Origin of the sequence: Leucothrix mucor DSM 2157 (genome assembly GCF_000419525.1) — a bacterium.
Taxonomy (GTDB): domain Bacteria; phylum Pseudomonadota; class Gammaproteobacteria; order Thiotrichales; family Thiotrichaceae; genus Leucothrix; species Leucothrix mucor.
This window is the reverse complement of the sequence record NZ_ATTE01000001.1, coordinates 4,559,912-4,586,560: the sequence shown is the minus strand read 5'-3', so window position 1 is coordinate 4,586,560 and position 26,649 is coordinate 4,559,912. Positions and strand designations below refer to the sequence as shown.

At 49.2% G+C, this 26,649-nt stretch carries 26 protein-coding genes; 7 read left to right on the top strand and 19 right to left on the bottom strand.

The annotated features are described in order from the left end of the window. Nucleotides 1–10: 10 nt before the first annotated feature. From glcF to dctP, 7 genes are all read right to left on the bottom strand, one after another. Nucleotides 11–1,216: a glycolate oxidase subunit GlcF gene (glcF, locus tag LEUMU_RS0120960; protein ID WP_022954269.1), complete on the bottom strand. Its 1,206-nt coding sequence runs from the start codon at nucleotides 1,214–1,216 to the stop codon at nucleotides 11–13. Between the two features lie 14 nt (nucleotides 1,217–1,230). Further along, nucleotides 1,231–2,301: a glycolate oxidase subunit GlcE gene (gene glcE / locus LEUMU_RS0120955; protein ID WP_022954268.1), complete on the bottom strand. Its 1,071-nt coding sequence runs from the start codon at nucleotides 2,299–2,301 to the stop codon at nucleotides 1,231–1,233. Then, nucleotides 2,294–3,805: an FAD-linked oxidase C-terminal domain-containing protein gene (locus LEUMU_RS27185; RefSeq protein WP_022954267.1), complete on the bottom strand. Its 1,512-nt coding sequence runs from the start codon at nucleotides 3,803–3,805 to the stop codon at nucleotides 2,294–2,296. The genes glcE and LEUMU_RS27185 overlap by 8 nt, the downstream gene beginning before the upstream one ends. 43 nt (nucleotides 3,806–3,848) lie before the next feature. Further along, nucleotides 3,849–4,280: a GlcG/HbpS family heme-binding protein gene (locus tag LEUMU_RS0120945; RefSeq protein WP_022954266.1), complete on the bottom strand. Its 432-nt coding sequence runs from the start codon at nucleotides 4,278–4,280 to the stop codon at nucleotides 3,849–3,851. Nucleotides 4,281–4,342: 62 nt separating this feature from the next. After that, nucleotides 4,343–5,893 (bottom strand): TRAP transporter large permease, encoded by a 1,551-nt coding sequence (locus tag LEUMU_RS0120940; protein WP_022954265.1) that lies wholly within the window; start codon nucleotides 5,891–5,893, stop codon nucleotides 4,343–4,345. After that, nucleotides 5,890–6,597, bottom strand: a complete 708-nt coding sequence (locus tag LEUMU_RS0120935; RefSeq protein WP_022954264.1) for a TRAP transporter small permease subunit — start codon at nucleotides 6,595–6,597, stop codon at nucleotides 5,890–5,892. Before LEUMU_RS0120935 ends, LEUMU_RS0120940 begins: the two co-directional genes overlap by 4 nt. An 80-nt stretch (nucleotides 6,598–6,677) precedes the next feature. Beyond that, the gene (gene dctP, locus LEUMU_RS0120930) at nucleotides 6,678–7,793 is read right to left on the bottom strand and encodes a TRAP transporter substrate-binding protein DctP (RefSeq protein ID WP_022954263.1); all 1,116 of its coding nucleotides are present in this window, start codon (nucleotides 7,791–7,793) and stop codon (nucleotides 6,678–6,680) included. Nucleotides 7,794–8,071: 278 nt separating this feature from the next. Between dctP and LEUMU_RS0120925 the strand changes: the two genes are divergently transcribed. After that, entirely contained in the window at nucleotides 8,072–8,791 is a 720-nt protein-coding gene (locus LEUMU_RS0120925; protein ID WP_026744998.1) for an FCD domain-containing protein, read from the top strand. A 20-nt stretch (nucleotides 8,792–8,811) separates the two neighbouring features. Here the strand turns inward: LEUMU_RS0120925 and LEUMU_RS0120920 are convergent, their stop codons facing one another. Together LEUMU_RS0120920 and LEUMU_RS0120915 are read right to left on the bottom strand one after the other, a co-directional pair. Beyond that, nucleotides 8,812–9,126 (bottom strand): helix-turn-helix domain-containing protein, encoded by a 315-nt coding sequence (locus LEUMU_RS0120920; RefSeq protein ID WP_022954261.1) that lies wholly within the window; start codon nucleotides 9,124–9,126, stop codon nucleotides 8,812–8,814. Further along, nucleotides 9,113–9,445: a type II toxin-antitoxin system RelE/ParE family toxin gene (locus tag LEUMU_RS0120915; RefSeq protein WP_022954260.1), complete on the bottom strand. Its 333-nt coding sequence runs from the start codon at nucleotides 9,443–9,445 to the stop codon at nucleotides 9,113–9,115. Before LEUMU_RS0120915 ends, LEUMU_RS0120920 begins: the two co-directional genes overlap by 14 nt. A gap of 263 nt (nucleotides 9,446–9,708) precedes the next feature. On the opposite strand from LEUMU_RS0120915, the gene LEUMU_RS0120910 reads away from it, so the two are divergent. After that, a complete protein-coding gene (locus tag LEUMU_RS0120910) occupies nucleotides 9,709–9,909 on the top strand; it encodes a hypothetical protein (protein ID WP_022954259.1) in 201 nt (66 codons plus the stop codon). Between the two features lie 80 nt (nucleotides 9,910–9,989). Here the strand turns inward: LEUMU_RS0120910 and LEUMU_RS0120905 are convergent, their stop codons facing one another. The 6 genes from LEUMU_RS0120905 to abiEi all read right to left on the bottom strand — a co-directional run bounded on the left by LEUMU_RS0120905 (nucleotide 9,990) and on the right by abiEi (nucleotide 14,699). Next, complete coding sequence (locus LEUMU_RS0120905; RefSeq protein WP_022954258.1) at nucleotides 9,990–10,610, bottom strand: hypothetical protein; 621 nt, start codon at nucleotides 10,608–10,610, stop codon at nucleotides 9,990–9,992. Between the two features lie 84 nt (nucleotides 10,611–10,694). After that, complete coding sequence (locus LEUMU_RS0120900) at nucleotides 10,695–11,453, bottom strand: phytanoyl-CoA dioxygenase family protein (protein ID WP_022954257.1); 759 nt, start codon at nucleotides 11,451–11,453, stop codon at nucleotides 10,695–10,697. An 80-nt stretch (nucleotides 11,454–11,533) separates the two neighbouring features. Beyond that, nucleotides 11,534–12,295, bottom strand: a complete 762-nt coding sequence (locus tag LEUMU_RS0120895; RefSeq protein ID WP_022954256.1) for an ABC transporter permease — start codon at nucleotides 12,293–12,295, stop codon at nucleotides 11,534–11,536. Then, the gene (locus LEUMU_RS0120890; RefSeq protein ID WP_022954255.1) at nucleotides 12,292–13,218 is read right to left on the bottom strand and encodes an ABC transporter ATP-binding protein; all 927 of its coding nucleotides are present in this window, start codon (nucleotides 13,216–13,218) and stop codon (nucleotides 12,292–12,294) included. Before LEUMU_RS0120890 ends, LEUMU_RS0120895 begins: the two co-directional genes overlap by 4 nt. A gap of 61 nt (nucleotides 13,219–13,279) precedes the next feature. Beyond that, a complete protein-coding gene (locus LEUMU_RS0120885; RefSeq protein ID WP_022954254.1) occupies nucleotides 13,280–14,161 on the bottom strand; it encodes a nucleotidyl transferase AbiEii/AbiGii toxin family protein in 882 nt (293 codons plus the stop codon). Further along, entirely contained in the window at nucleotides 14,148–14,699 is a 552-nt protein-coding gene (abiEi, locus tag LEUMU_RS0120880) for a type IV toxin-antitoxin system AbiEi family antitoxin (protein WP_022954253.1), read from the bottom strand. The genes LEUMU_RS0120885 and abiEi overlap by 14 nt, the downstream gene beginning before the upstream one ends. Before the next feature lie 143 nt (nucleotides 14,700–14,842). On the opposite strand from abiEi, the gene LEUMU_RS0120875 reads away from it, so the two are divergent. Then, nucleotides 14,843–15,847: an Ldh family oxidoreductase gene (locus LEUMU_RS0120875; protein ID WP_022954252.1), complete on the top strand. Its 1,005-nt coding sequence runs from the start codon at nucleotides 14,843–14,845 to the stop codon at nucleotides 15,845–15,847. Nucleotides 15,848–15,870: 23 nt separating this feature from the next. After that, entirely contained in the window at nucleotides 15,871–17,490 is a 1,620-nt protein-coding gene (locus LEUMU_RS0120870) for a GMC oxidoreductase (protein WP_022954251.1), read from the top strand. Here the strand turns inward: LEUMU_RS0120870 and LEUMU_RS0120865 are convergent. The 3 genes from LEUMU_RS0120865 to LEUMU_RS0120855 all read right to left on the bottom strand — a co-directional run bounded on the left by LEUMU_RS0120865 (nucleotide 17,476) and on the right by LEUMU_RS0120855 (nucleotide 23,560). Continuing rightward, nucleotides 17,476–18,468: a 2-hydroxyacid dehydrogenase gene (locus LEUMU_RS0120865; protein ID WP_022954250.1), complete on the bottom strand. Its 993-nt coding sequence runs from the start codon at nucleotides 18,466–18,468 to the stop codon at nucleotides 17,476–17,478. The genes LEUMU_RS0120870 and LEUMU_RS0120865 overlap by 15 nt on opposite strands. A 40-nt stretch (nucleotides 18,469–18,508) precedes the next feature. Further along, entirely contained in the window at nucleotides 18,509–20,176 is a 1,668-nt protein-coding gene (locus LEUMU_RS0120860) for an L-lactate permease (RefSeq protein WP_022954249.1), read from the bottom strand. Between the two features lie 87 nt (nucleotides 20,177–20,263). Continuing rightward, nucleotides 20,264–23,560, bottom strand: a complete 3,297-nt coding sequence (locus LEUMU_RS0120855; protein WP_022954248.1) for a pilus assembly protein — start codon at nucleotides 23,558–23,560, stop codon at nucleotides 20,264–20,266. Between the two features lie 265 nt (nucleotides 23,561–23,825). Between LEUMU_RS0120855 and LEUMU_RS28650 the strand changes: the two genes are divergently transcribed. The 3 genes from LEUMU_RS28650 to LEUMU_RS28370 are packed head-to-tail and all read left to right on the top strand — an operon-like array spanning nucleotide 23,826 to nucleotide 26,019. Beyond that, on the top strand, nucleotides 23,826–24,374 hold the full coding sequence (locus LEUMU_RS28650; protein WP_084708154.1) for a GspH/FimT family pseudopilin: 549 nt from the start codon (nucleotides 23,826–23,828) through the stop codon (nucleotides 24,372–24,374). Continuing rightward, on the top strand, nucleotides 24,367–24,867 hold the full coding sequence (gene pilV, locus LEUMU_RS27180; RefSeq protein ID WP_022954245.1) for a type IV pilus modification protein PilV: 501 nt from the start codon (nucleotides 24,367–24,369) through the stop codon (nucleotides 24,865–24,867). Before LEUMU_RS28650 ends, pilV begins: the two co-directional genes overlap by 8 nt. A gap of 24 nt (nucleotides 24,868–24,891) precedes the next feature. Then, nucleotides 24,892–26,019 carry a PilW family protein gene (locus LEUMU_RS28370; protein ID WP_022954244.1) on the top strand — a complete coding sequence of 376 codons (1,128 nt, stop codon included), beginning with the start codon at nucleotides 24,892–24,894 and terminating at the stop codon, nucleotides 26,017–26,019. A gap of 45 nt (nucleotides 26,020–26,064) precedes the next feature. On the opposite strand, the gene LEUMU_RS0120830 is transcribed toward LEUMU_RS28370, so the two are convergent. Then, on the bottom strand, nucleotides 26,065–26,559 hold the full coding sequence (locus tag LEUMU_RS0120830) for a pilus assembly PilX family protein (RefSeq protein WP_022954243.1): 495 nt from the start codon (nucleotides 26,557–26,559) through the stop codon (nucleotides 26,065–26,067). Nucleotides 26,560–26,649 lie beyond the last annotated feature (90 nt).

The window sequence follows — 26,649 nt, the reverse complement described above, 5'->3', positions numbered from 1 at the left end:
AAGTCTCATGCTATTCGAGTAATTCAATCCAATGCTGCACCGGCACTGTTGACTTCGTTCCGAGATGCAGTTGGCAACCAATATTGGCTGTAACGATACGCGTGGGCGCATCCAACATCAAGGCTTTGAGTTTGTTATCCAGCAAAGATTTGCTGAGTTTTGGCTGTAAAATCGAATAGGTTCCGGCTGAACCACAACACAAATGTTTGTCTTTGGTTTTGGATAAATTAACGCCGGCTTTTTCCAATACTTGCTCAACGATGCCATTTAATTGCAGCGCATGTTGCAAGGTGCAGGGGCAGTGAAATGCTACTTTCTCATCGCGCTTAGCTAATTCTAAAGTACTTAAATCTTCACCCAATAAAATCTGGGATAAGTCTTTGCATAACTCGCTGACTCGCTTGGCTTTTTCAGCATAAGCGGGGTCATCGCGCAGTAAGTAGGCATACTCAGAAACCATTGCGCCACAACCAGAGGCCGTCATTACCAAGGCTTCCGCGCCCGCCTCAATCGCTGGCCACCACGCATCGATATTACGGCGCATAAAGTCTAAACCTTCGTCGTGTGCCGATAAGTGATAACTCACCGCACCACAGCAGCCCGCTTTAGGCGCTTCAACCAAAGTTATGCCTAACTTATCCAACACCCGCGCGGCAGCGGCATTGGTATTAGGCGCCGCTGAAGGTTGCGCACAACCGGCTAACACCAACATCACCCGATTATGGCTACTCGCAGGCCAGGGTGATGAGACTTGTTTGAGCGGAATCTTCGCCTTCAGCGCACCAGTCGTTAGTGGCCGAACCGCCTGCCCGACTTTCAACAATGGCCCAAACAAATGCGCATGTGGCAGCACTTTGCGCAAACTCCAACGCATTAAGCGATCTTTTGCCGGACGTGGCACAGCGTCTTCCACCAAGCTGCGCCCAATATCCACCAAGCGCCCGTATTTAACCCCGGAAGGACAAGTTGTTTCACAGCTTCGACAACTCAAACAGCGATCCAAATGCGTCTGCGTTTTCTCGGTAATTTCAGCGCCTTCCAAAATCTGTTTGATCAGGTAAATGCGCCCCCGTGGGCCATCGCGCTCATCATGTAATTCCTGATAAGTCGGGCAAGTCGCCGTGCAAAATCCGCAATGCACACAGCTGCGCAAAATCGATTCCGCTTCCTGCCCCTGTGCCGACTGTTGAAATTTAGCGATAAGATTCGTTTGCATAACAGAACCTCCGGTTACAGCCAGCCATATACGCGGCCAGGGTTAAAAATCCCTTTCGGGTCAAAGCGTTGCTTAAGTTGTATTTGAATGCGTTGTAATACTTCCGGCTGTGTATGAGCCACCTCACCACTACGATCGCCACCACGGAATAAAGAAACCTGCCCCCCGGCTTCCGTCGCGATCAGCTGCATCATGCCCAGACGCCCCTCACCGCGATACCAGCGCTGTGCGCCGCCCCAATCCAATAATTGATCACCTTCTAACTCCGCCAGTGCTGCAGTCGGCTTCACCGAAAAACGCCAGAGTGGCTCATCGCCAGAGAAAAAGGCATGTTGCTGATCTCGAAGCTTGCTCCAGAAGGTATCAGCCTCTTCCAACACCTCACCGCCCCACTGAGTTTGCGTGGCTTCAACGGCCGCACGTGCGCCGGCTAAGCGCAAATACAACACACCATCAACCCAACACGCTGCCGTCAATGGCTTGGCCACACCAGCGCGCTTATTCATTAGTGTAATCGCCTCATCCGCACTAATCACTTGCGTTAAAGTGACCGTGTGCGCGGGTTTAGGCATCACTTTTAAGCTAATCTCAGTGATCACCCCTAAACTTCCCATGGCCCCCGCTTGCAAACGCGACACATCGTAACCCGCCACATTTTTCATCACTTGCCCACCAAAGCGCAGGTGCTCACCCATGCCATTAATCAGGCGAATACCCAATACATGGTCGCGTACCGAGCCGCCCCAAGGCCGTGCTGGCCCTGAGAGGTTACAAGCCAAGGTGCCGCCAATGGTATCGGTCTCGCCAAAGTGTGGCGGTTCAAACGCCAGCATCTGGCCTTGCTCATCCAATGCCGCTTCAATCTCGTTTAGCGTGGTGCCAGCGCGTGCGGTCAATACCAACTCCCCCGGCTGATAACTCACAATCCCGCTATGCTCCGAGAGGTTTAATACTTGATGCTCCGCCCGCTCAGCAGTCTCACGCCCTAAAAATCCTTTACTGCCGCCGCCAACAATATTCAGCGCCTGCCCAGCTTCATAAGCCGCGAGCACTCCGGCTTCTAATTGCTTGCTGATATCAGCCATGTTGTGCTCCTGCTAAACCATGTTCATGAGAGTGAGAATGTGGCTGTGCCGGATGATGGCTATGCTCACTGCCACCACTTAAGCTGCGATATTCCTGACAATGCTTCAATAGCGGAATCCCCTTACCCGGATTGAGCGTGCCCAAAGGGTCAAACGCCTCTTTCACCGTATGAAACTGTGCCAACTCCTGATCGTTAAACTGCATTGGCATTTGCCTGATTTTCTCAATGCCTACGCCATGCTCGCCGGTAATCGTGCCGCCAACTTCAATGCATAACTCCAGAATCTTGCCGCCAAAGGTTTCGGTCTTTTCAAACTGCCCCGGCTGATTGGCATCAAACAAAATCAGTGGATGCAAATTGCCATCACCGGCATGAAACACATTCGCTACACGCAAATCATAAAAGGCCGACATATTATCAATTTCAGTCAGCACATGCGCCAACTGGCCGCGTGGAATCGTGCCATCCATGCAGTAATAATCCGGTGAAATTCGCCCAACCGCCGGAAAGGCAGACTTGCGCCCTTTCCATAGCAACGCCCGCTCCGCTTCACTTTGAGACACGCGAATGGTGGTCGCACCATACTCGCGAAACAGCGCTTGCGTCGCTTCAATATGCTCATCCACCTCTTCCGCTGTACCATCCACTTCACACAGCAGCAGCGCTTTCGCCTCAATGGGATAACCCGCTTTGGCAAAGCCTTCTGCCGCCACAATCGCGTGGCTATCCATCATTTCCAAACCAGCCGGAATAATGCCTTTTCCAATAATGCCACCCACCGCATCACCGGCATCCTGCACATTGGCAAAGGCCGCCATAATGACTTGCGCTTTTTCTGGGGTGGGGAGTAATTTAATGGTGACTTCGGTAACCACGCCTAACAGCCCTTCCGAGCCAGTAATCAGCGCCAGCAAATCCATGCCGCAGCTATCCAAACCTTCGGAGCCGATGGTGACGTGCTCGCCTTCCACCGTCAGCATTTCCACTTTCAGAATATTGTGAACCGTAAGGCCATACTTCAGGCAATGCACCCCGCCTGAGTTTTCCGCCACATTGCCACCAATGGTGCAGGCAATTTGTGAGGATGGATCTGGCCCGTAATACAACCCAAACTCCGAAGCCGCTTCGCTAATCGCCTGATTGCGCACACCCGGTTGCACTCTGGCGGTACGCGCTTCGGTATCAATTTCAATAATCTCGCTGAATTTCGCCAGCGATAACACCACGCCATCGGGATGCGGCATGGCACCGGCGCACAGGCTGGTTCCAGCTCCACGCGCCACGACCGGAATTTGTTGTGCATGGCAGATCTGCATCACCCCCTGCACCTGATCCACCGTTTCCGGAAGCACGACCAACATCGGCATTTCGCAATACATCGACAAAGCATCGCACTCATACGGCTTCAGGGTTTCATCATCCGAAATCACATACTCCGGATCGATAAACTCCCGAAACTGCTGCGCTAACTGCGCTTTGTCTACTCTTTTAAACTCCGACATTGATCTCTCCTCCTCTTGCACTATCCTGTTTTACGCCACTTGCTTACGACGCACTTCTGGCACTCATAAAGTGATCGATACCCGCTTGCGCACATTCTTCATCCTGCTGTGGTGTGCCGGTACTGGCACCAATTGCGCCGACGACTTCACCGTCGATCAACACCGGCAAGCCGCCACCCACAACGCAAAAACGCCCTTCAAAAGAGGTATGAATCCCGAAGACTAAACTGCCAGGTACACAGGCCTCATTAATCGCACTGGTGGCTTTACGCGCACCGGCCGCCGTAAACGCCTTATTTTGCGCAATAGTCACGCTAGTCACTTTGGCACCATCCATGCGCTCAAACGCCAGCAAGGTACCCGACTCATCGGTGACTGCTATACACATGGGAACACCGATTTCACGCGCCTTAGCCCGTGCACCTTCGAGTAATAATTGTGAATCTTGCTGATCTAAGCGATTGATGGACAACATACATGACCTCCTGCTATTTGCAGACTAATTTAAGGATTAAGAATTTAGATAATAACAGGCTGTTAGCCGTACACCAGATTAGGTAACCACGTCACGATTCCGGGGAACAAAATACACGCCGCTAAGCCCACTGCCTGAAGGAATAAGAATACCAGTGCTGACTTAAAAATGGTTCCCATTGAAATTTCTGGCGGGCACACGCCTCGGATATAAAACAGCGCATAACCAAAGGGCGGACTCAGGAACGACATCTGCATATTCACCAAGTACAGCACACCAAACCAGAGCACCACATCGTCCGCAGCAACCCCCGGTAAACCGAACAGACCATCAAACGTCAGGCTCTGCACAATCGGGATAAAGATCGGTACTGCCAACAGCAAAATACCCACCCAATCCAGGAACATACCCAAAATCACCAATAAGAACATCAGCAGGAATAAGATGCCGTATGGCGATAAGCCAGTGCCTAAAATCGACTGCGTAATAAAGTCCTGACCACCTTGCAGAATGTAGAAGCCAACAAATACCGAGGCACCAAACATAATCCACAACACCATGGCCGAGGCTTTGGCAGTAGTCACTGAGGCTTCTTTAAGTGCATCAATCGAGAATGAGCCGTGTAAGCCCGCCACAATCATGGCACCAAACGAACCAATACCCGCGGCTTCAACTGGCGTTGCAATACCACCAAACAATAAGCCCAGTACCAAGAACACTAAAAATAGCGGTGCAATCAAGGCTCGTAACAGCAACAGCTTTTCACGGAATGAAATACGCTCTTCCGGTGGCACTGGTGGGCCTAACTTAGGATTGATTTTGGTACGGATCAGCACATAAGCGATATACATACCAGATAACATAAAGCCCGGAATAATCGAGCCAAGATACAACTCACCCACCGACTGCTGCGCAACCACCGCATACAAAATCGCAAGAATGGATGGCGGAATCAGGATACCCAAAGTACCACCGGCCATAATCGAGCCCAGCGCAATTTTAGGATCATAACCACGTTTCAGCATCGCAGGCAGCGCGATAATACCCATCGTGACTACTGCGGCACCGATTACACCCACCATCGCTGCAAGGATGGTTGAGGCCAAGATCGTCGCCATGGCCAAGCCGCCGTTTAAGCCGCCCATCCACTTGTAAACCACCGTGAACATTTGCTCGATCAGTCCGGCGCGCTCCAACATCGAGGCCATAAAGATAAACAGCGGAATGGCGGCCAAATCGGAGTTGGTCATCATCGGGAAAATACGACCCGGAATGATGTTCAACATCGCCGCATCGCCCACCAAATAGATGAACACAACACCCAAGCCACCGGTCACAAAGGCCAGCGGCAAGCCCATCATCAGCGCCACCAACAGTGAGCCGAACATGAGATAGGTTAAGGGGCCGATATCCACATTTTGCAAAATACCCGCCGAGCGAAACAGAAAATACTCATCGCCCCAGTTGTCGTAAAACAGAATATTAATCGTTTCAATACAGATCACAAAGGCTAGCGCCAGCGTGGCCGTGACCATTAGCGTCGTCCCTAAGCGTCCGATAACGGAACCCAGCAGACTGGTTGACTTAGTCGCTGCAGAAGCGGCATTGCTCATGATGTCTCTCCTCGTCCCATACGGATAAACAATTGAATATCCTTAATAAATTTTGATACACCAGCCATTAACAACAGCATGGAGCCAAATAACATCATGCCCTTAACCGGCCAGTACTGAATGCCCCAGGTTTCGACCGTGGTCTCGCTCATGCCGTAAGAGTCGGTAAAAAACAACCATGAGGTCAACGTGAGTGCGAAGGCAAAAATAAAGAAAAACATCGAGGTAAAAATATCCATCCCGATACGGCCGCGCGGGGGTAGCAAGTTGTAAACCACATCGACCCGAACGTGCGCGCCATGTAGCAAGGCAAAGCTACCGGCTAATAAATACTGCATCCCCAATAACAAATAGGACGCTTCATGCACCCAAATGGTCGGCATATTAAACAGATAACGCATGACCACTTCGAAGAAATAAAAACACACTGCATTCACTGTCCAGAAAGCCACAAATACACCGGTCTTCTCGCTGATCCAGTCAAACACGCGGGTAAAGCCATTGCCAAGGGAGCCGTATTTAGCGTTAGGGTCTTCACCTTCTAATAATTCTTTAATCTCGGGGGGTAATTTATCGTCTTCAACCTTGGGTTTATTGCGTGACATCAGATGGTCTAAGCCCATCATAATTAACGGCATTACTGCCAGCCAGCCCCAGTAAAACCAGTGCGGCATGACAAAACCAAATCCTTCCAAATCAGACATGCTTTCGACCTCCTTATATGTGGGAATAACGGGTAAGGCAGAGCGCCCTACCCGCGTGTTCAGCGCTTCAGAACTGAGGCTTAGTAACTCATACCTTCAATATCTTTATCGGTGATGTAACCCACCAGGTCGTTTTTCATATACTCCAACTGCAGCTCGAAAATCTCTTTGGCTGCCGCATCTTTACCTGCCCATTTGTACCAAACCGGGATGGCTGCACGACGGAACTCATCAAAATCAGCCGTGCTTAAACGTGACACTTTGCTGCCAGCTTCTTTAAACTTCACCATCGCTTCAAAGTTACGCTTTTGAATCGCTAAATAATGCGTTTGCGAGTAGTTGCGCACTTCCGCTTCAACAATCTTCTGCACCTTCTCAGAGACTTTGCTCCAAGCACGTAAGCTCACGGTTAAATCCATCAAATCCACTGGCTGATAGATCGACATCACACCCGGAGGACCAAACAGAATATTGTCAGTCACCTGAGCAAAACCCAGCTCGTAGTTCACCGCAGGGCCAACGTAATCGGCTGCATCAATCGTGCCTTTTTCCAGCGCTGGGAAAATATCAGACCCCGGCATCGCAACTGTAGACACACCAAACTTCTGGAACACTTCCGCCACCATGCCACCCGGCAGGCGCACTTTCATGCCCTTAAGATCGGCCAAAGTATTAACGGGGCGCTTGGAGTGAATGATATTGGCATCGTGATGAATTGGGCCGACATAAAACAGGCCGAACTTCTTGTAGATTTCGCGCGTCTTTTCCAACATGCCCAAAGAGTAGAACATGGTATCCCACTGATGCGGCTGATCTGGCCCGCCAGGATAAGACGATAAGAACACTGAGGCAGGGATTTTACCCGACCAGTACAGCGTAAATGGATTCATGCCTTGCAGTACGCCATTGCGGACCGCGTCGAAAAGCGCGTTATTATCGGCAGCAACCGATTTTGCAGGGAATGCTTTAAAGGCCAGCTCGCCGCCGGTCTTCTCTTCCATACTGTTACACCACTCCTCAAACAAGGTGTAACCCACGGTTCCCGCATCCCAAGTGGATTGGATTTTCCAGGTTTGTGCTTTAGCCATCGCGCCCGTTGAGACACTCATTGCCGCCACGGTTGCAATCCCCAACGTGGCTGCGCCCTTTAGAAATCCACGGCGTGCACCGGCTAATAAATTCTTCTTTTCAATCATGTAAGTACTCCTCCAAACTGCATGTAAGAAACAAGCACAGCACCCTGACCGAGCCCTCACGGGCTTATCCTATCTGCCACCGGACAGTCACTGCTAAGCCTATCATTCACTGAAAATCGCCGACTCGTCCAACACTCTATCAACTGGTACTACCAGTTTTTGATCTCCCGGATTGCCGTATCTGCCTGAAACGCCAAATAAATATTGGCTCAAATGGTCAATCTGCTAGGATAGTGAAATCCTATGGCCAACTGGTCATACCAGTGGAGGAAATGCAATTGGAGAACAGATCAGCCCCCGTCGCCTATGGCGTTGCACACCGTCTGGAACAATTGATTCTGGAAGGTGACTACAAACCCGGCCATAAAATACCCTCCGAACGGCAGCTCACAGAACGCCTTGGCGTGTCGCGTACCTTGATTCGTGAAGCCTTAAAAGAACTACACGGACGCGGAATAATCGACACCTTTCACGGCAAGGGCTCCTTTGTTTCCGGCATCATTCCTGAAGTGCCCAATGAAAGCGCCCTAATGCACTTGTTTCACGACCACTCCCGCACGCTGTATGACTTAATGGAAGTGCGAGAACAAATGGAAGGCCACGCCGCGCAACTGGCCGCCGAGCGAGGAACCAAGCAGGATTTCTACCAGATCACCAAAGCCTTTGAAGCCATGGAAGAAGCCGATGCGCTAACCAACGCACACCTTGATCATGCGTTTCATCGGGCCATTGCCAATGCCTCGCACAATGCCGTGCTGATTCATGTATTGAATAGCCTGAAAAGCATGATGCTGCAATCGGTAGAAGCTGCGGTTAGCAACCTAAGCCATCGCGAAGAATTTAAAAGCCAGATGGATAAACACCACCACCAGATTTATAACGCGATATTAAGCCGCCAACCACAATGGGCGCACCGAGCGGCAACGGCGCATGTACGCCATGTGCGGGAGAGTTTGCAGCATATTGAAAAAGCTGAGGATGGGATTATTCGGAGTTAGCTTTATCCTTCAGTACTTAGTTATAACTCAGCAATATGCGTCAGCGTTTCCGGGTGACGTTGAACAAGCTTTAACAGCGTAATTGCTTGTCCATTAGGGGCGCTACGCCCTTGTTCCCAGTTCTCCAGCGTTCGCGCAGAGGTATGCAGCAGGCGCGCAAATACACCTCGCGACATATTAAACTGCTCACGAATAGTCAGAATTTCATTTGGTGAGATATTAAGCTCACTTACGTCGTTGATTTGATGAGTCTTGAGAGTAAGCTTACCCTCAGAGTGCTCTTTAGCTTCAACAAGTGCTGAACTTAATTCTGCAAATAGATCACGATTGCTCATTGTGCCATGCCTCCATAAAAGCCTTTAACTGTTTCTTTTGATCTGCGGTTAAATCAGACATTTCGTTCTTGCCATAAATGGTAAGCAAGTAGAACCGTCTCCGTTCATCGAGGAAGTAGTAGATAACTCGGGAACCACCGCGCTTCCCCTTACCTTTGCTTGCGACTCGAATCTTCCGCAAACCATTTGTGCCTTGAATCACGTCACCCTGTTTTGGGTTTGACATAAGCTCGGCCTGAAAAAAGCTAAACTCTTCATCGCTGAGATATTCCTCACGATACTTCTCAAAGATGGTTGATTCAACGAATACACTTTTCATTAATTAAGTGTACGCAAACAGCGTATAGCTAGCAAGATCAAATCTTGCCCTATTAGTAACTTATAGTACCGAATATCTGATACCTTTATCCAGAGTATCCAGTACCTGACTCCATATTTTACTGCCGACCTCTCCCTAGACTCGATGTGTTTACTGCTACGTAATTCACATTAAAGGTGGTAACAGCTCATGTGTGAAAGAGTTTGTAAAAGGTCGAGTCTGGGATTGTTCGAAGTTGATATTATCGAAATGAGTTCACTATCATGAGTATTGCAGAAACAGGTATGGAACAAGCAAATACTGACAAAGTAGAGACTATTGAGCGTCAGAGACTTAAAGAAAAGTTGTTGAGGTCATTAGAAAACCCCAAATCTATAGCCTCTGGCGGCGTTTCTACAGAGGATGCTTTGCACGAAATAAGACAGCGGGAATTCGGCTACCTAGTAAAGAATATAGTGACGTGAGACCTATGCTTACTAATACATCAGTAAAAGATGAGCGCCAGCGACGCTAAGTACAGTATTTTTGTTGTGCTATTATTTGATCACCTTTTTTGGGTCGCACTTTTTTCCTCTAAGTACTCTATAACCTTAGCATCGAACGGAGTTTTGAAGCTCATTGTTGACGTATTTATAGAAAGATATAGATTTTGGTACAACCCAGAACAGTTATTTTTGACAAAATCATTAATACTAGTGCTAGTTCCTCTTTTTAAAATGCAAGTGGCTTGTTGTCCATATGATAATAGTATTGGTAACTGATTGCCTGTGTTATCAAGCTGTGAAATCGCCAGTGCCATTTTCGAGTTGCCAGAGTGTATAGTAATGGAATTTAGCCTACTCGGTTTACTTCCCTTGCAAGTAACAATAACGGCTAAGTAGGGCTCTGGATTTATTGTTGAAATATAAACACTAAAAACGATATTAAGATCTTCCGCATCTCTTTTTCTTTGCTGGTCTGCAAGCCAAAGTGCAGTGAATACGGCAGCTAGGGCACCTAAGCCAGCAACCCAATTCCCGAGGACACCTAGAAACGGAATTAAAACTGTCAATAATGAATCATACTCATAAGACACTCCAAAACTAATCCCCAGCACAAAGCTAAGTGAAGCTATTAAAATTCCACTAACAACAATTAAGAATAATTTTATGTGTTTCCAATCCAATGCTCTTTCCTAGTAATGCTAACGCTTTAACCAATAGTATAAGATGGCTCACTTTTCATGTGAACCACCTCCTAAAAACCAACCTCAAATAACCCGCACCTCAGGCAACCGACTAGACTTAGTATTACTCACCGGCACAGTCTCTTCGCCATGATAAGTAAACACCAGTGAGCACTTCAGCTCGTCAATCTGGCAGCGGTCAGCGGCGTGGAATATAAACGGGCTAAACAGCAGCACATCGCCAGGGTTGAGGTTCACATAAATCGCCTTTTCCAGCATTGCCTGATTGCCTTCATAGTCGAGCTTCAAAAACTGTAAATCGTCCAGTCCCTGATCATCGACATGCCATAGGTGCGAACCGGGGATGACCTTCATGCCGCCGTTTAATTGGTGCTCTGAGCCGAGTGCGGTCCATGCATTAATCAGGCGATTATCCGAGTAATGCCAGTAGCGCGTATCCCGATGCCAGAGCGTGTCGCTACTGTATTTCGGGTGCTTGGTCATTACGGTGTTGTGGTGGTTTGGGGTAAACCACAGCTCGTTGCTTTGCAGCAATTGTTGGATATTTTGGGTGATGAATTCGTGATGCGCCCAGTCGCGAAACACGGGAGCGCGATCGTAGGCCATGAGTAGGCGGCGGGCGGTGTCACCACCCGGTGCGTCCTTAGTTTCAGGGGCACCGGGGTAGTTAACGGCAGACTCCAGCTCAAGCGGCTGCTCGCGTGATTTCAGTTGCGCAAACGTGGTTTCACGCATTAACTCGATCGTCTCGGCGTCGGCAACGCTTGGCAATACCACAAAACCTTGTTCGTTAAAGGTTTGCACCTGCTCTGGGGTCAACATACACATCTCACTAAATTGGGGGTGGAAACAGATTCCTGATTTCCGATTATGAACCCGCAATAGTGTGAATCAAGTAGTTTTTACTGCTTCAGGCGATATCCGGTTTTAAACATCCACGCCACGATCGCCATACAGATCCCTAAAAACAACATGATCATAAATAAGCTCATGCCAACGCTAACGTCACTTACGCCGAAGAAGCTCCAGCGGAAGCCACTGATCAGGTACAACACGGGGTTGAACAAGGTCACAGTCTGCCAAGCCGGTGGCAACATGCTGACGGAGTAAAAACTTCCACCCAAGAACACCAGCGGCGTAATCACCAATAGCGGGATGAGTTGCAGCTTTTCAAAGTTGGTCGCCCACAAGCCGATAATAAACCCGAACAAGCTAAAAGAGACGCAAGTCAGCAGCAGGAAAGCCACCATCCAAACCGGATGTTGTATCTGCAGATCGACAAAGAAGCTGGCCGTGACCAAGATAATCACACCGATAATCAGCGACTTGGTAGCTGCCGCACCGACATAGCCAATCAGTATTTCTATGAATGAAATCGGCGCGGACATGACTTCGTAAATGGTGCCGGTAAACTTCGGAAAGAAGATACCAAAAGAGGCATTGGAAATACTCTGCGTGAGCAAAGACAACATCACCAAACCGGGGACGATAAACGAGCCATACGGCACGCCATCCACTTCCTGAATGCGCCCGCCAATGGCACCTCCAAACACGACGAAATACAAGCAGGTCGAAATCACCGGCGAGGCAATACTCTGCAACAAGGTGTTCCAGGCTCGCATCATTTCATTGTTGTAAATTACTTTTATGGCTTGATAGTTCATGCCGCATCCCCGACCAATTTAACGAAAATATCTTCTAACGAGCTTTGCGTGGTCTTTAAATCTTTAAGTGAGAGGCCCGCATCGTTCAGCGCTTGCAGTAAGGCGGTGATGCCCGTTTGCTCTGCGTGGGTGTCGTAGGTGTAGGTGATCGCCGTGCCATCGGCAGACAGCGCCAGATTGTACTCGCTCATATTCTCTGGAATAGCATTGATGGGTTCACGCAGCTCGATAGTCATCTGCTTTTCGCCGAGCTTGCGCATGAGCGTGTCTTTGTCTTCGATTAGCAGCAGCTCGCCATTGGTGATAACGCCAACCCGATCGGCAATTTCTTCGGCTTCTTCGATGTAGTGCGTGGTGAGGATAATGGTCACACCAGAGTCGCGTAGCTTGTCCACGATCTTCCACATGTCTTTACGCAGCTCAACATCGACACCCGCCGTTGGCTCATCGAGGAATAACACGCTTGGCTCATGCGACAGGGCTTTGGCAATCAGCACACGGCGCTTCATACCACCGGATAGCCGCATTAGCTCGCTGTCTTTTTTATCCCACAGCGTTAGGTCTTTCAGCAGCTGTTCGATGTAGGCTGGGTTTGGCTTTTTACCAAACAGTCCACGGCTAAACGAGACTGTATCCCAGACTTTATCGAATGCGCCAAGCGATAACTCTTGCGGCACTAAACCAATGCAGGAACGAGTGTGGCGGAAATCTTTGATAATGTCGTGGCCATCGACGGTCACAGTGCCAGAGGTGGGCGAGACTAAGCCGCAAATGGTTGAAATCAGAGTTGTTTTACCCGCGCCATTAGGGCCGAGTAAGGCTAGGATTTCACCCTTTTTAATTTCAAGATTGACTGATTTAAGCGCTTGATGCCCTGAGTCGTAGGTCTTACACAAGTCGACGATGGAGATGATGGAGGACATAGGATGACCGTCGATTTAAGGAGTAAGGAATATAAGGCTCAGGGAGTGTAAGTTCAAGCAACTACATTCGAAAGCCCTGATTCTCCGAACTCAGTACCGACTGACAGGCATTGCCAACGGTTTGCTGGACGTAGCTAAAAAAGCCCTCGGCCTCGACGGTGTTTTTAGCGATTTCAGGCGGCAGAAAGCGGCTCATTTCATTAGCGAAAGCAGTCTCCAAACCCGCAGCAGTGAGTAACTCTTCTCTGCGCGCACCCAGCTTCTGCATAAACTGTTCACGCGTCTGCTGGTGGTCAATATGCTTTTTCATGACCAGATCAATCGGCAGCTTTACCCCTTGCTGCATCAGCCATGCAATATCCCAGAGGTCGCGGTTTTTAATCCGATTGGGGCGCAATGCAAAGGCCACAATTTTATCGGCAAAGATTTCCTCAAGGCTTTCAATTTGCAGCAGCAAGCTACCCGTGCCCATATCCACGCCATAATGGTTTTGTAATAGCGAGGGATGACGGCTGTAACTAGGCACTGAGCAAATGTCGATATTGATACGTTGCGTGGGCACCGACCGGCGTTGTGGTCGGGTAATGACCTTTAGCTTCCACGTATCGACATTGCCGGTTTCACGCGTGGGCTCGGTGACATCAATCTGTAAGCCGTATTTGGTTTTCAGCTGCTTGATTAGCACATCCGCCATGCTTTCCAATGTTGCCTTATTGAAACCGACCCCACCGGTAAAATCCAAGTCTTCACTTAAACGGTTGGAGCCATAGCAAGCGCGCAGGCACGTCCCGCCCATAAAGGTGAGCTGTGATAACAACCCTGCCCGACTCATTTCACGGATAATATCGTGATGCAGCAACTCTTTTTCGACCACCACACGCAGTGGCGCAAAAGCGGTATTGTGCTGAATGGCTTCATCCACTAGCTCATCAAATAAGCTCATTGGCTACGCTCCAGTCTATTAAATCGAGATCTCTGCGCGTGACTTTCATGTCCTCTATCGCCAAAGCAACATTGGCTCGCCATAGGTGACATGGCGCGTCATACGTTAATTGATCGGTGAGTTGCTCGGGCTTCTTTTTAGTATGTATGAATTCAATGCGCCCGAAGCCTTCACACTCAATCACTTGGCTGCGACCCGATGACATAATCGTGACCCACTGCATCGGAATTTGTGAGATAACGCCTGCATCACTCAACACGGATTCCAAACTAATGTAGTTAAACTCATGCGCTCGTAACCGCGCGGCGATTTGATACAACTCATAACCATCGACCCGACTGCGCTTAGGCACGGTATAAATGCCACGACAGACACGCTTTAGCAGCTGCGATTTTGCCGCACGGGATAGTAATGCCTTAAAGGCATCCGTTGAGAGCTCCGGCAAAATCGGCCGTAAATCGCTAAGCGTGAAAAAGAGTCCGCTTGGCGTTTCAGGCAATTCGGCCAGTGCTTGTTTTAGCGTTGATATTGGTTGCATGGGTCTACACTAAGTGACAGTTAGTGTTACTTAGTGTAGACCAAGCGCGCCAAAATGCAAGATTGAAAACCGCCCTGGCCCGATGATTGTACAAAGCCAGCCAAGCCTTTACACTGAGCTGACCATTCACTGGAGGACTCTGCATGACAATGACCCGGCTTAGCCTAAAGCAAATCCACGATCTTAGTTACGACGCGCTACGCCAATGCGGTGCCAGTGAATTACAAGCTGGCGTGGTGGCGCAAGAGTTGATGGACGCCGAAGCAGAAGGCATTCGCAATGTGGGCTTGGGCTATATTCACTTATACCTCAACCACTTACGCTGCGGCAAAGTGGATGGCAATGCGATTCCGGAAATTGTGAAAGAGTCTGCAGCAGCCACCATCGTTAATGCTCATCATGGCTTTTGCCACACGGCGTATATGCATGCGGAAGAGCGCCTGATCGTCACTACCCGCGAGCAAGGCATTGGTATGTTGGCCATTAATCACTCCTATTCTGCGGGCGTGTTGGGCTGGTTTGTTCGCCGCTTGGCGCAGCGCGGTTTAATGTCGCTGATGTTTGCCAACTCCTCCAAAGCCGTGGCCGCACATGGCGGTAAAGTACCGTTTTTTGGCACCAACCCTTTTGCCTTTGGCTCGCCTCGTGAGAACGCCGAACCGCTGGTGATCGACATGGCGACCGCCTCCACGGCGCGCGTGAATATCGTTAAAGCCGCCAGCGAAGGCGAGCCGATTGAGCTTGGCCATGCGATTGATGCTAATGGCAACCCAACCACCGATGCCGCCGCTGCATTGAAGGGCGCACAGTTGCCAGTCGGCGGGCCAAAAGGTTTTGGATTGGGATTGATTGTAGACTTGATGGGTGGCGCACTCACTGGTGGTAATTGCTCTTATGAAACGCCACTATTTAGCAATAATGAAGATGGCCCACCGAATGTTGGCCAAAGCATTATCGCGTTTAATCCGGACTTTTATAGCAGTGATTACCTGGCCCACATGGAGTCGATGTTTAGCGCGATGACTGAAGATAATGACGTGCGTATTCCCGGTGAACGACGCCACAATTTACGCGCCAAACACGAAGCCGAAGGCGTCGACGTACCTCAGGCGTTACTTGATAAAATCGCAGCACTCTGCAAGCCATAAGCACCAACCGATAGGCGTAAACAATGAATAACGATAATAATAACAACCCTTTAGATTATGACTACGTGATCGTTGGTAGTGGTTTTGGTGGCTCGGTTAGCGCTTTGCGATTAGCCGAAAAAGGTTACAAAGTCGCGGTGATTGAGCAGGGAAAGTGGTATCACGGCGATGACTTTGCCAAATCCAACTGGGACTTAAAGCGCTGGCTGTGGATGCCCAAGTTACGCCTGACGGGGATTATGCAACTTAGCTTTCTAAAACATGTTAATGCGCTTTCCGGCGTGGGCGTGGGCGGCGGCTCCTTGGTGTATGCCTCTACCTTGCCCATTCCTAAAACACCGTTTTTTGAAAGCGGCAGTTGGGCCAAGCTCAATGATTGGGAAACGACTTTAGCACCGCACTATGAAACCGCTTATAAAATGCTGGGCACCAATGAAAACCCAAGCCTGCACGCGGCCGATTTAGCCTTGCAAAAGGTCGCTGCCCGCAATAACAAACAACACGAATTTCATCACACCAAGGTCGCGGTGTACTTTGGACAACCCGGCGAAACGGTGAAAGACCCTTATTTTGATGGCAAAGGCCCTGACCGCACCGGCTGCATTCACTGTGGTGCGTGTATGACGGGTTGTCGCCATAATGCTAAAAATACGCTGGATAAAAACTATCTGCACTTGGCGCAGCAGCTCGGCGCGGAGATTAAAGCAGAAACTAAGGTGATTGATGTAAAGCCGCTGCCTGAGAAATCCGCAGCGAATGATCGACTCGGCTCGCAAGGCTATGTGATTAGTGTGAAATCGAGCACTAAACTATTTTCCAAAACCACCACCATTACGGCTAAGGGCGTGATCTTTTCAGCGGGCGTTATGGGCACAGTACCGCTGTTGCAAAAGTTAAAAGCCACTGGTTCCCTGCCCCGCTTATCTAACCAACTTGGTAAGCAAATACGCACGAATAATGAAAGCCTGATCTCCGTGACTAGCTTGGATAAAGAGGCGGATTACAGCAAAGGCTTGGCGATTGGCTCGATTCTGCATCCAGATGATGACTCGCATTTGGAAGTGTGTCGCTATAGCGCTGGCTCGGGATTTTGGCGGTTGTTGATGGTACCTAGAGTGTCGATTCCCGGAAAATCGCTGGTTAAGCGACTTGGGATATTAATTGGTTATTATCTTAAAAACCCGAAAAAAGGCTTTAAGCTGCACACGGTTGATGACTGGGCTAAACGCACCACAGTTTTATTGTTTATGCAGCATTTGGATAGCACGCTGCAATTCAAACGTGGCTTGTTTGGTGGCATTAAAACTGAAGTTACTGCAGGCGATGAAGCGCCTACAGCCCACCTTCCGGTTGCCAATAAACTGGCTAAGCAGTATGAGGAAGAAGTGAATGGCGTTGCGACGAGTTTGTTGCATGAATCGCTGAAAGGTGTGCCCGGCACTGCGCATATTTTAGGTGGCGCAGTGATGGGCAAAGATGACAGCCAAGGCGTGATTGATCGTGATAATCGCGTGTTTGGTTACTGCAATATGTTGGTGTGCGATGGCTCAATGATTTCGGCAAACCCTGGGGTTAATCCTTCATTGACGATTACCGCCATCAGCGAACATGCGATGAGTCAGATTCCATTAGCTAGTCACTAAATGCATCTTATCTAGGTTATCATCGGCAAAATTTCGGATATTTCCCAAGGTGACCGCGCTAATCGCGCTTAGCGCTTCCTTGGTGAAAAAGCCCTGATGCCCGGTAATCAACACATTCGGGAAGGTTTGCAGGCGGGCAAAAATATCGTCTTGCAGTAGCAGATTCGACTTATCTTCAAAGAATAAATTCGCCTCTTCCTCATACACATCCAAGCCCAAATAGCCGATGCGGCCGGTTTTCAACGCTCCAATAATCTCGCGGGTATCAATCAATGCACCACGGCTGGTGTTAATGAGCGCCACGCCCTGCTTCATTTGATAAATGGAGTTGCTGTTGATGATGTGGCGAGTCGCCGGTAACAGCGGGCAATGCAGCGAGATAATATCGGACTCTGCCCAGATTTTTTCCAGACTCACGTATTGAATCCCGAGGTCTTTCACATCGTTATTGGGATGTGGGTCGTAAGCAATCACTTCGCAACCTAAGCCTTGCATGATTTTGCAAAAGGTTGCGCCAATTTTACCGGTTCCAATAACGCCGACTTTCTTCTGGTACAAATCAAAACCCAGCAAGCCGTTTAACGAATAATCATTTTCCCGCACACGGTTATAGGCGCGGTGAATGTTCCGGTTTAGCGTAAGCAGTAGCGCCAAAGCGTGTTCGGCAATCGCATGAGGGGAATATTCTGGTACGCGGCAGACTTTAATGCCACGCTTCTCAGCGGTTTCTAAATCGACATTGTTGTAGCCTGCGCAGCGCATGGCGATGAGCTTAACGCCGTTGTCGGCCAGCTCATTGATGGTTCGCTCGGAGAGGTCGTCATTGACAAAACAACAGACCACCTCGAAACCTTTGCTAATGACCGCCGTTTTATGATCAAGCTTGTGCTCATAAAAGCGCAGCTCCAGGTCATTATCGGCGCACTGGCTCAGGTACTCTTCGTCGTAAGGCTTACTGGAAAATACCGCAATTTTCATTCTTTATCCCCATTGCTATCGTTGCAGTGAATTATTTAAATCAGAGAAAAAACAAGGTCGCCACTAAGCCACAACCCAATACATAAAAGAGCATCGGGGCTAAGGTCAACCGGATGATCTGGCCTTCTTTGCCCACCAAATTAACCACTGATGCGGCGGCTACCACATTCACTACGCAGATCATATTGCCTGCATTTGCGCCCAGCATTTGCAATGCCAGAATAGTGGTTGGGCTGTTGCCGGTTTGCATGGCTGCACTTTGTTGCAAGGTCGCAAACATCATATTCGAAAACGTCGCCGAACCCGCAATAAAGCTCCCCAATGCACCCACAAATGGCGACATAATCGGCCATGTAGTGTCGAAGGTTTGAACGGCAAGATTAGCTAACTCCAGCGGCATGGCGGTTAAATCAGCCGAATTCACGCTGGAATTAATAAAAATTCGCACCATTGGTAAGGATGCGCCTAAGGCAATTACAGTTGGTAGTAGCGATAAGCTCGACGCTTTCCAAACTCCGAGAGCTTTGGCCGCAGGTAGCTTGTGTAATACCGCCGTGATGAGTGCCACCACCGCAAATAACGTGCCGGGCAAATATAATGGCTGAATCGCAGCGCTTATTCCTGTGTTGAATATATCACGCAAGCCGACGGTGACTTGGGTAAACAATGATTTAAACGGTAAAAAATCAACGCGGGTGATAATTAGGAAAGCGGCGACTAATAGGTATGGCAGCCATGCCATTAGTAATCCCATTTTGGGCTTTGAGAGAGAGTTAGTATTTAACGTGGCTGAGTCGGGCTCGGAAGCAGCACTTAACGCAAGCGACCCAGCACCAGCACCAGCACCAGCACCATTTTCTTCTGTCTGGTCGCCAAAGTCCCATGCTTGCTTAGGTTGCAGGAAGCCAATTTTCACCGCGAAAATTACAATAGCTAAGCCAATAATGCCCCCAAATATCGATGGAAACTCAGGCCCAAGTAAAACCGCGACGGCGTACGCAGGCAATGTAAATGCCAAGCCACCAAACAGCGCAAACGGGAATAGTTTTAGTCCATCCAGTAAGGAGCGTCGTTCGCCAAAAAACCGTGTGAGCATACAGATCATTACCAGTGGCAAAAAGCTGGCGACAAAGATATCAATACTGACTGCACGAATTGCGATTTCCCGCACAAACTCAACCGTTGGCTGATCTAAACCTTGGGTAATGCCAACTAAAACCGGCGTACCAACTGCGCCAAACGAGACTGCGGAGCTATCTGCAATTAAAGCGATAACAACAGCCGCCAGAGGAGGAAACCCCAGCGCCACTAACAGCGGCGCAGCAATAGCCGCAGGCGTACCAAAGCCCGATGCACCTTCTAAAAACGAACCAAATAACCATGCAATGATAATCGCCTGAACTCGCCGGTCTGGCGATACGCGGGTGAAGCCGGCCCGAATCACATCAATCGCCCCGCTGGCTTGCAGCGTACGCAACAACACAATCGCACCGAACACGATAATGGTAATCCCGAAAGCAATCACCCAGCCCTCGATAACTGAGGCAACAATGTATTGAGTAGGAACTTTCCAAACTAGCCAAGCCATTACTGCCGTAATTAGCAGCGCCAATGGCATCGCCCGCGTGGCAGGCATTCGGAGAATGACTAAAAATAGCAGAACAGCCAATACCGGCATAGAGGCCGTTAATCCTTCAATTAACGTCATGCTTACTCCAAAAGTTGAAATTCATAGAATGAGATGATGCCTCTGACTAGAGCTTCTCATTAAGGAGATTGCATTGTAAAGGCCGGATTAGTTGCTAATGCTTGTCCATGACATGCGACCACTAAACTTGGAGTTGGACTCTCTGAACATACCGACGCCGGTTTCAGACCCCGAAACATACTTACCTTCTGAGCGAGTGGTGTGATGCATAATCACCGGCGCGCTTCTAACCAGCCCCAAAGAGACCTGCTGCAACCCGCTAACAACCGTTGGGTCATCCTGATACGTGCTGTTATCTGCTTCGGTAAACGCCATATCATCGTTGACATCAAAGGTGACAACAGACAATCGTGAACCATCCTCAGCATCAATTTCCATAATCCAGCTAGTGCCACCTAAATCGCAACGGCCAACCGTCGGGGTGAGCGTGGTAAAGATAATTCGACCGCCGCGCAAGATCGCTTTGCTAATAACTCGTTCGCCATTGGCACGCGCCGCTGGTGGCGTTAGCAGGTCCAGAGACCAACCCCGATCATTGGTGTAATCCACGCTATTATCACTAGTGATTCGCGACTTGAGATCGCTGGTAACCGCCACATCAGCCAAGATTTCCTGTTTAACTAACTCGCTGCGCTTAACGGTCACGCCATTATCTTGTACGCCATAAAAACTGTCGAAGCCTGGAAACTCAAGGCTGCCATCTGCAATATCGAAGTAGCGACCCGTCCCGATATACACCATCAAACCACTGACTTGATTTTTACCCACCTGAGGTGCCGCCGTAATGGCTTGCGGATCAGTACAGCTATTATCGCTACAGGTACGAAAGAATGGCTCAGGTGCTGCATTATTGCCGTAGGAAAATTTCCATTCCGCCGTGTCTTCGCTGCTAACATCTATCGACCAGAGGTTTCCAAGCATGTCTCCGGCATAAACCCGATCAGCAATAAAATCGCCATCCATATCGACCACGGTGGGTGTGGATAAGCCATTAGGCGCAGCCTCAGAGCCACTCAAAGTATTGAATGATTTGATTAGCGCGCCAGTTTCCATATCAATGACAAACAACACCGCTTGCTTGCTTTTGCTGTCGTAGCCATTTGCGACCACGGCGACCCATTTGCCATTTTTAATTCTTACGATGCTGGCAGATGGCTGTGTGTAACCAAGGTGCTGGCTAAAAGTCGCCTCATTATCCGGCGCTTGGCTGGAGGATATTTCCCAAAGGATATCGGTTTCAGAGAAGTTTTCCGGCTCGCTCACATCCAGCGCAAACAGGCCTTGCCCACCCAAACCTAAAGTACCAAGCAATACAGTGCGCCAGCCTCCCGAAAGATAGGCATCCCCAAGTGTGGAGACACCATCAACCATATATTCGTGCTTCAGGCAGTCCGCTTCATCGCAGCCATACAGTGGGCTGCTGATATCCGGTAAGCGCTTGATGACCTCATTAGGAACATAAGCAAATAGCTCTTCACCGGTTTTAGGGTCTAAGGCATGGAACATTCCATCATTCGTCCCGAATAATAAACTGGCACTGCTTTTAATTTTATCGGCTAAAAATGAGGCGTAGCTCGTACCTTCAACACCCGGCAGTAACTTGTATCCGTAATTCGTTATTGGGTCTCGGAGAGTTAAGCTGGAGTTGATAATATCGCCCATTAGAACGCTTCTCGCGCGCAAGCTATTACCCGGCGCAGTGGTATCCGGAACACCCTGCAACCAGTTCACACGGGCTTGCCCCATGAGCGCACCATCATTTCTGGCAAACCAGCTTTTTTGCTGATCATTTAAACTGTCCCAATCTAACGGCGAGCCGCGTACCGATTCAGCCGTTGGGTTATAGGTATACAGCGAACGACTGCCCGCTCTAACCGTTCGATTGGAATCCCACACGACCGCTTTCACACCGCCTTTGCCCTGCTCTGTTGTCAGGTTGTAAGCCAGTATTTGTCCAGACCAATCGTTACTGTCGAAAATGGCTTCGTAAACATAAGTGCTGTCACTTAAGAAACGCGAGCTGGCAGAGGGAGAAGCACTACTGTATTGGCGTGTGGCAATATCATCAATCACACACGCTGCGGTTGACTCATCCCCTTTAATCACCAACATATAATCTTCAACTTCACCGCCCATCGCGGTGCCATTGGTGTCTAGGTCAGGGCTGCTCGACCAGCGAAAACGGGCAAACGTCGGGTTGATCGTGGCATCAGCGGGAACCGTGACCGCAATATCAATAGTGCTAGCGCCCGCTACCGACGATTGTAAGTTACTCGCGACTTGCTCATTGGCGGCAAAATCACCATCACCATTCCAGTCGATCCACGCTTGCAGATAGCCATCATTCGCCGCTAGCTGGTTGACCGCTACCGAGATGCTGGCATCCTTTTCAACCTCTAACTCAGGAAACGTAACGCCATCATCATCCGCGCCATCGCCATCCGCATTAGCGCTGGCAATGGATACTAAATCTTCATCGATTGCTGCGCCAAGTTGGAGGCCAGATACAATCGTGTGCATGGCTTCGCCATAGGTCGTAATGCCAGAGCCATCGGGTGCAGTTGAGCCGCCAGCGGGCGCATCGGAGTAATCAAACGGAATTTCACATTCCTGAAAGGATAAGCCATCAATCGCAAAATCGTTTCCGCTACCGCCGGGTGTCACCGAGCGGAAACGAATCAACATCGTACCGGTTGCACCCGCGGTGACATAGCCGACGCGCTGCTCCCAAGTGGGTGTTGTGGTGTAGGGGATATTCCCTGTGGAGACCACATCCGACCAAGTGGCACCGTTATCATCCGAATACTCAAACGCGAGATTGGGCTCAATAAAATCTCTGACCGTACTGGAAACCAGATTCGAAAAGTAAGCTGAGAATTCGTAACTTTTATCCGCAGAAACCGAGACTGGCATTTCAAACACAACACCGGCTTGCAAGTGCCCATTGATCACCATAAACCGGTCATAAGGGTCTAGGCTCGCGCCGACGCCCGTCAAATCATGCCAGATACCGCCTGCTGAAGCTCCGTAGCTTACTGGCCCGGTGCGTGAGGTAATTAAGTATCTTCCATTGTCTGGCTCCCAGCCGCCATCGTTTGGCCAACCATCTGAATAACTAGGGTCAAAGAGGTAGTCATAAGCCGTAGTGGCGCCATAAATATTCGTGCTGAGATCTCCGGCAGAGGGAAAGGAGCCATTGGGAATCAGGTTTGGCCCGAGCACGCCACCAAGATTGGTACAACTCAGTTCCGACTCATTGATCGCCGTTGCTGCTTGCGCTGACTGGGTGGCGATCAGTGTTATCAAGCTCAGGCATAAAACCGCACTCACAGAAAATACAGAATGGATAGGAGATTCAGAGTTAATGCGCTTTATTATTTTCATGCCGATGCCGAGGTAGTGTTTAAGGGGCTGCCGTTGTCGGGAACAGGCGCCGTTAATTCTTATGTTCGTCCATAAACACGTTTTTCAGGTCTAAATTTGCTGTCGAGCTAACGCTTATTTTTATAATTATAAATCAGCCTAAGTTAGCCTTGCTGTATCTTACCTTAATAGCTCATCGACGATTCAGCTGCCATCTGGCTTATTGCGAATACTCTAAGGAAAATAATTAATGTGGTTTAACCGCTGAAATAAGAACGTTTCAAACATGAAGCCAACGAATACTAAAAACATAAATGGATTCACGCTTGTTGAGCTGCTCACCACCATTTGCATCATTGGAATTGCTGCGGCAATAACCATTCCAAGCTTAGTGGGCTTAATCAATAAGAACAAAAAAGATGCCAGTCGTGAAGAGCTCATCTCGGCCCTGAATTTGGCACGCAGCAGTGCGATAACCGCCGGAAGCTGGGCGACCATTTGTGGCAGTAACGCCAGTAATACCCAATGCAGTTCCTCTAAAAACAACTGGAATAATGGGTGGATGGTATTCATGGATGCCAATCGAAACGGATTGATTGAGCCTGCGGAAAAAGTCGTTAGTACCCGAGAAAGTATGGCTGGCAGCCTTAGCGTTAACACCTCCCTAAGCCACATTACATTTGACAACCAAGGCCTTGCCGACGGCTACAAAACCACTTTTCTGTTTTGCAGCAGTTCAGAATCAAATGACAAGCTTATCGCAATTAAAGTCTCGAACTTTGGCCGCTTCCGCGAAGCGCGGGACGATGATCAGGTAACCGGCTGCAATGAATAAATTCTCTCACCAAACGGGCTTCACCCTAATCGAGGTAATGGTCACTATTATCGTGATCTCTCTGGGCGCACTTGGCGCTGCAGGGCTGCAAGTCAAAGCTCAACAGTTCAGCCATAACGCGTATTTAAATACACAGGCTATTTTACTGGCACATGATATGAGCGAGCGAATGCGCGCCAACCCTGCCGGCACCCAAGCCCGACAATACCACTTGCCCACCGCGACTTACCACGCAGACTGTTTCACTATCACCGGTTGCGACCCGAGTGATATGGCGCAAAGCGATATGTACCAATGGACAGGCGACCATCCAAATAGTGGCATCCGCTCATTACCGCAAGGCTCAGCCGTGGTTTGCATCGACTCAACACCCGACGACGGCAGTCAAACGAGCGCGGCTTGCGATGGGATAGGCGACAGCTACGCCGTTAAAGTCTGGTGGCGATCAATGGATGATGAGATCGTCAAAACCGTCATCACTTCAAATTTTTAACCACTAATCGAACTTGGCCATTGCATGATAAAGACGCAGACAACCCTCAAAAATCAGCAAGGACTTGGCTTGCTAGAGCTACTGATCGCAATGCTGATTGGTTCCTTCGCAATGGTTTATGCGACGCAAATCGTCATGTCCACCTACTCATCCAAACGACTATTGAGTGCCGAGGCTGAGCTTCAGGAAAATGCCCGATTTGGTTTATCGGTAATCAATTCCATTGTGCAGCGAGCCGGTGGCTTTGGTTGCAAGACCAGTCAGCAAATCAACACCGTTTCCTTATTAGATTTCAATGAACCAAGCTTTACTCCATGGCAAGCCATTGAGGGCTGGGAAGCGGCAAATAGCGACTACGGCGAAGCGTATACCACTGATGCGGATGCACCGGTTTTAAGTGCGGCGAATGGCCAATGGTCATCTTCTGGTGGCGCGGTGATTGATAAAGATATTTCGTCCGTTACCCATTCTGATATTTTAAAAGTCTGGTACACAAAAGGCGTCAGCAGTGCCTTAGATAGTGTAAATAATGGCATTCTCAATTTCACTGAGCTGGATTTGAAACAAGGTGATGTTGTCATTGTTAATGACTGCAAGACGGTGACTTTTGCTCAGGCTTGCAGCTGCGAAACTACGGATAGCCCTGCCTGTAATGGTCAGGATACTGCTGCCGATATTGCCGCGGATAGCTGCAACACACCGGGGAATATTGCTCACACCTTTAATGATCTCAATATTCCAACAACGGAAGTCAGCAAACTCCAACAAGCCATCTTTTTTGTTAGCAAACCAAATGCGGCTGCCAGTGGCGTACCCACGCTGTACATGGCGCGGTTGGGAGCTGACGCAAAGCCGGAGGCTCCGGAAGAAGTCTTAAGCTATGTGGAAAATCTACAGGTTTTATTTGGAGAGGATACGACGGGCAATAACTCGCCCAACTATTATGTTAGCGGGGATGCCATCGCCGATTGGCAAAACGTGGTGAGTGTGAAAATCAGCTTACTGCTTCGCTCAAAGAATAACTTCGTGTTACCCGAAAGTCAGACCGTGACGTTTAATGGCGCACAGTTAAAAATGGCTAAAGGCGATCGCCACTTACGACGCGTTTACAGCTCAACCATCTCACTGAGAAATAGAAATATCGGTTATTGATTTGGCTAGCAACCCGAGTTATTGATCAGATAATTAATCGCCGAGTTATTTCTTATACATGACTTGTAACACAGTGTTTGCCTGCTCCGTTCCACCATTTGACTGTGCAGTAATACGGTAATACGCACTGCTGACCGGTCTTGGGATTTCCAGGCTATCGCCCATCTCAGGAATCTCTGGCAGCTCTTCGACAATATAAACCGGCTTGCTGGCTACCTGATGCGGCTTATCCGCTTCACGCGTACTTAGCGACTGCCAACTCTCTTTAGTCGTAAACTCACGTTGCTTGTCAAAAGTATACAGCCCTTGTGTATCGTCAAACTTTCCAAACAACGCAACTTCAGAGGACGTAGCCAGAAATGCTTCACCCTGTTTCAGCGCCGACTCAGCCGCCTGAAAAGAGAGCTCTTTATCTTTTAGATTCGCGGTCATTTTCTGTTGAAGGCCTGCCCGCTGAACCGCGGAAACAACCATAATTGAAATCACTAAGGTAAAGCCTAGCGCGACAAGGAGTACGGAACCAGATTGATGCTTCATCATAATCAGAAAGACTCGTTAATAGATCGGGGGTATCCGATTTTAACAAGTCGATGTGAGTACACGCTGAACTACTAAAGTGGCGCTATCAAA

What these genes read in the sequence shown, in the direction of transcription:
- glcF (WP_022954269.1), bottom strand. Translation starts at nt 1,216, where the DNA reads ATGCAAACGAATCTTATCGCTAAATTTCAACAGTCGGCACAGGGGCAG.
- glcE (WP_022954268.1), bottom strand. Translation starts at nt 2,301, where the DNA reads ATGGCTGATATCAGCAAGCAATTAGAAGCCGGAGTGCTCGCGGCTTAT.
- LEUMU_RS27185 (WP_022954267.1), bottom strand. Translation starts at nt 3,805, where the DNA reads ATGTCGGAGTTTAAAAGAGTAGACAAAGCGCAGTTAGCGCAGCAGTTT.
- LEUMU_RS0120945 (WP_022954266.1), bottom strand. Translation starts at nt 4,280, where the DNA reads ATGTTGTCCATCAATCGCTTAGATCAGCAAGATTCACAATTATTACTC.
- LEUMU_RS0120940 (WP_022954265.1), bottom strand. Translation starts at nt 5,893, where the DNA reads ATGAGCAATGCCGCTTCTGCAGCGACTAAGTCAACCAGTCTGCTGGGT.
- LEUMU_RS0120935 (WP_022954264.1), bottom strand. Translation starts at nt 6,597, where the DNA reads ATGTCTGATTTGGAAGGATTTGGTTTTGTCATGCCGCACTGGTTTTAC.
- dctP (WP_022954263.1), bottom strand. Translation starts at nt 7,793, where the DNA reads ATGATTGAAAAGAAGAATTTATTAGCCGGTGCACGCCGTGGATTTCTA.
- LEUMU_RS0120920 (WP_022954261.1), bottom strand. Translation starts at nt 9,126, where the DNA reads ATGAGCAATCGTGATCTATTTGCAGAATTAAGTTCAGCACTTGTTGAA.
- LEUMU_RS0120915 (WP_022954260.1), bottom strand. Translation starts at nt 9,445, where the DNA reads ATGAAAAGTGTATTCGTTGAATCAACCATCTTTGAGAAGTATCGTGAG.
- LEUMU_RS0120910 (WP_022954259.1), top strand. Translation starts at nt 9,709, where the DNA reads ATGAGTATTGCAGAAACAGGTATGGAACAAGCAAATACTGACAAAGTA.
- LEUMU_RS0120900 (WP_022954257.1), bottom strand. Translation starts at nt 11,453, where the DNA reads ATGTTGACCCCAGAGCAGGTGCAAACCTTTAACGAACAAGGTTTTGTG.
- LEUMU_RS0120895 (WP_022954256.1), bottom strand. Translation starts at nt 12,295, where the DNA reads ATGAACTATCAAGCCATAAAAGTAATTTACAACAATGAAATGATGCGA.
- LEUMU_RS0120890 (WP_022954255.1), bottom strand. Translation starts at nt 13,218, where the DNA reads ATGTCCTCCATCATCTCCATCGTCGACTTGTGTAAGACCTACGACTCA.
- LEUMU_RS0120885 (WP_022954254.1), bottom strand. Translation starts at nt 14,161, where the DNA reads ATGAGCTTATTTGATGAGCTAGTGGATGAAGCCATTCAGCACAATACC.
- abiEi (WP_022954253.1), bottom strand. Translation starts at nt 14,699, where the DNA reads ATGCAACCAATATCAACGCTAAAACAAGCACTGGCCGAATTGCCTGAA.
- LEUMU_RS0120875 (WP_022954252.1), top strand. Translation starts at nt 14,843, where the DNA reads ATGACAATGACCCGGCTTAGCCTAAAGCAAATCCACGATCTTAGTTAC.
- LEUMU_RS0120870 (WP_022954251.1), top strand. Translation starts at nt 15,871, where the DNA reads ATGAATAACGATAATAATAACAACCCTTTAGATTATGACTACGTGATC.
- LEUMU_RS0120865 (WP_022954250.1), bottom strand. Translation starts at nt 18,468, where the DNA reads ATGAAAATTGCGGTATTTTCCAGTAAGCCTTACGACGAAGAGTACCTG.
- LEUMU_RS0120860 (WP_022954249.1), bottom strand. Translation starts at nt 20,176, where the DNA reads ATGACGTTAATTGAAGGATTAACGGCCTCTATGCCGGTATTGGCTGTT.
- LEUMU_RS0120855 (WP_022954248.1), bottom strand. Translation starts at nt 23,560, where the DNA reads ATGAAAATAATAAAGCGCATTAACTCTGAATCTCCTATCCATTCTGTA.
- LEUMU_RS28650 (WP_084708154.1), top strand. Translation starts at nt 23,826, where the DNA reads ATGAAGCCAACGAATACTAAAAACATAAATGGATTCACGCTTGTTGAG.
- pilV (WP_022954245.1), top strand. Translation starts at nt 24,367, where the DNA reads ATGAATAAATTCTCTCACCAAACGGGCTTCACCCTAATCGAGGTAATG.
- LEUMU_RS28370 (WP_022954244.1), top strand. Translation starts at nt 24,892, where the DNA reads ATGATAAAGACGCAGACAACCCTCAAAAATCAGCAAGGACTTGGCTTG.
- LEUMU_RS0120830 (WP_022954243.1), bottom strand. Translation starts at nt 26,559, where the DNA reads ATGATGAAGCATCAATCTGGTTCCGTACTCCTTGTCGCGCTAGGCTTT.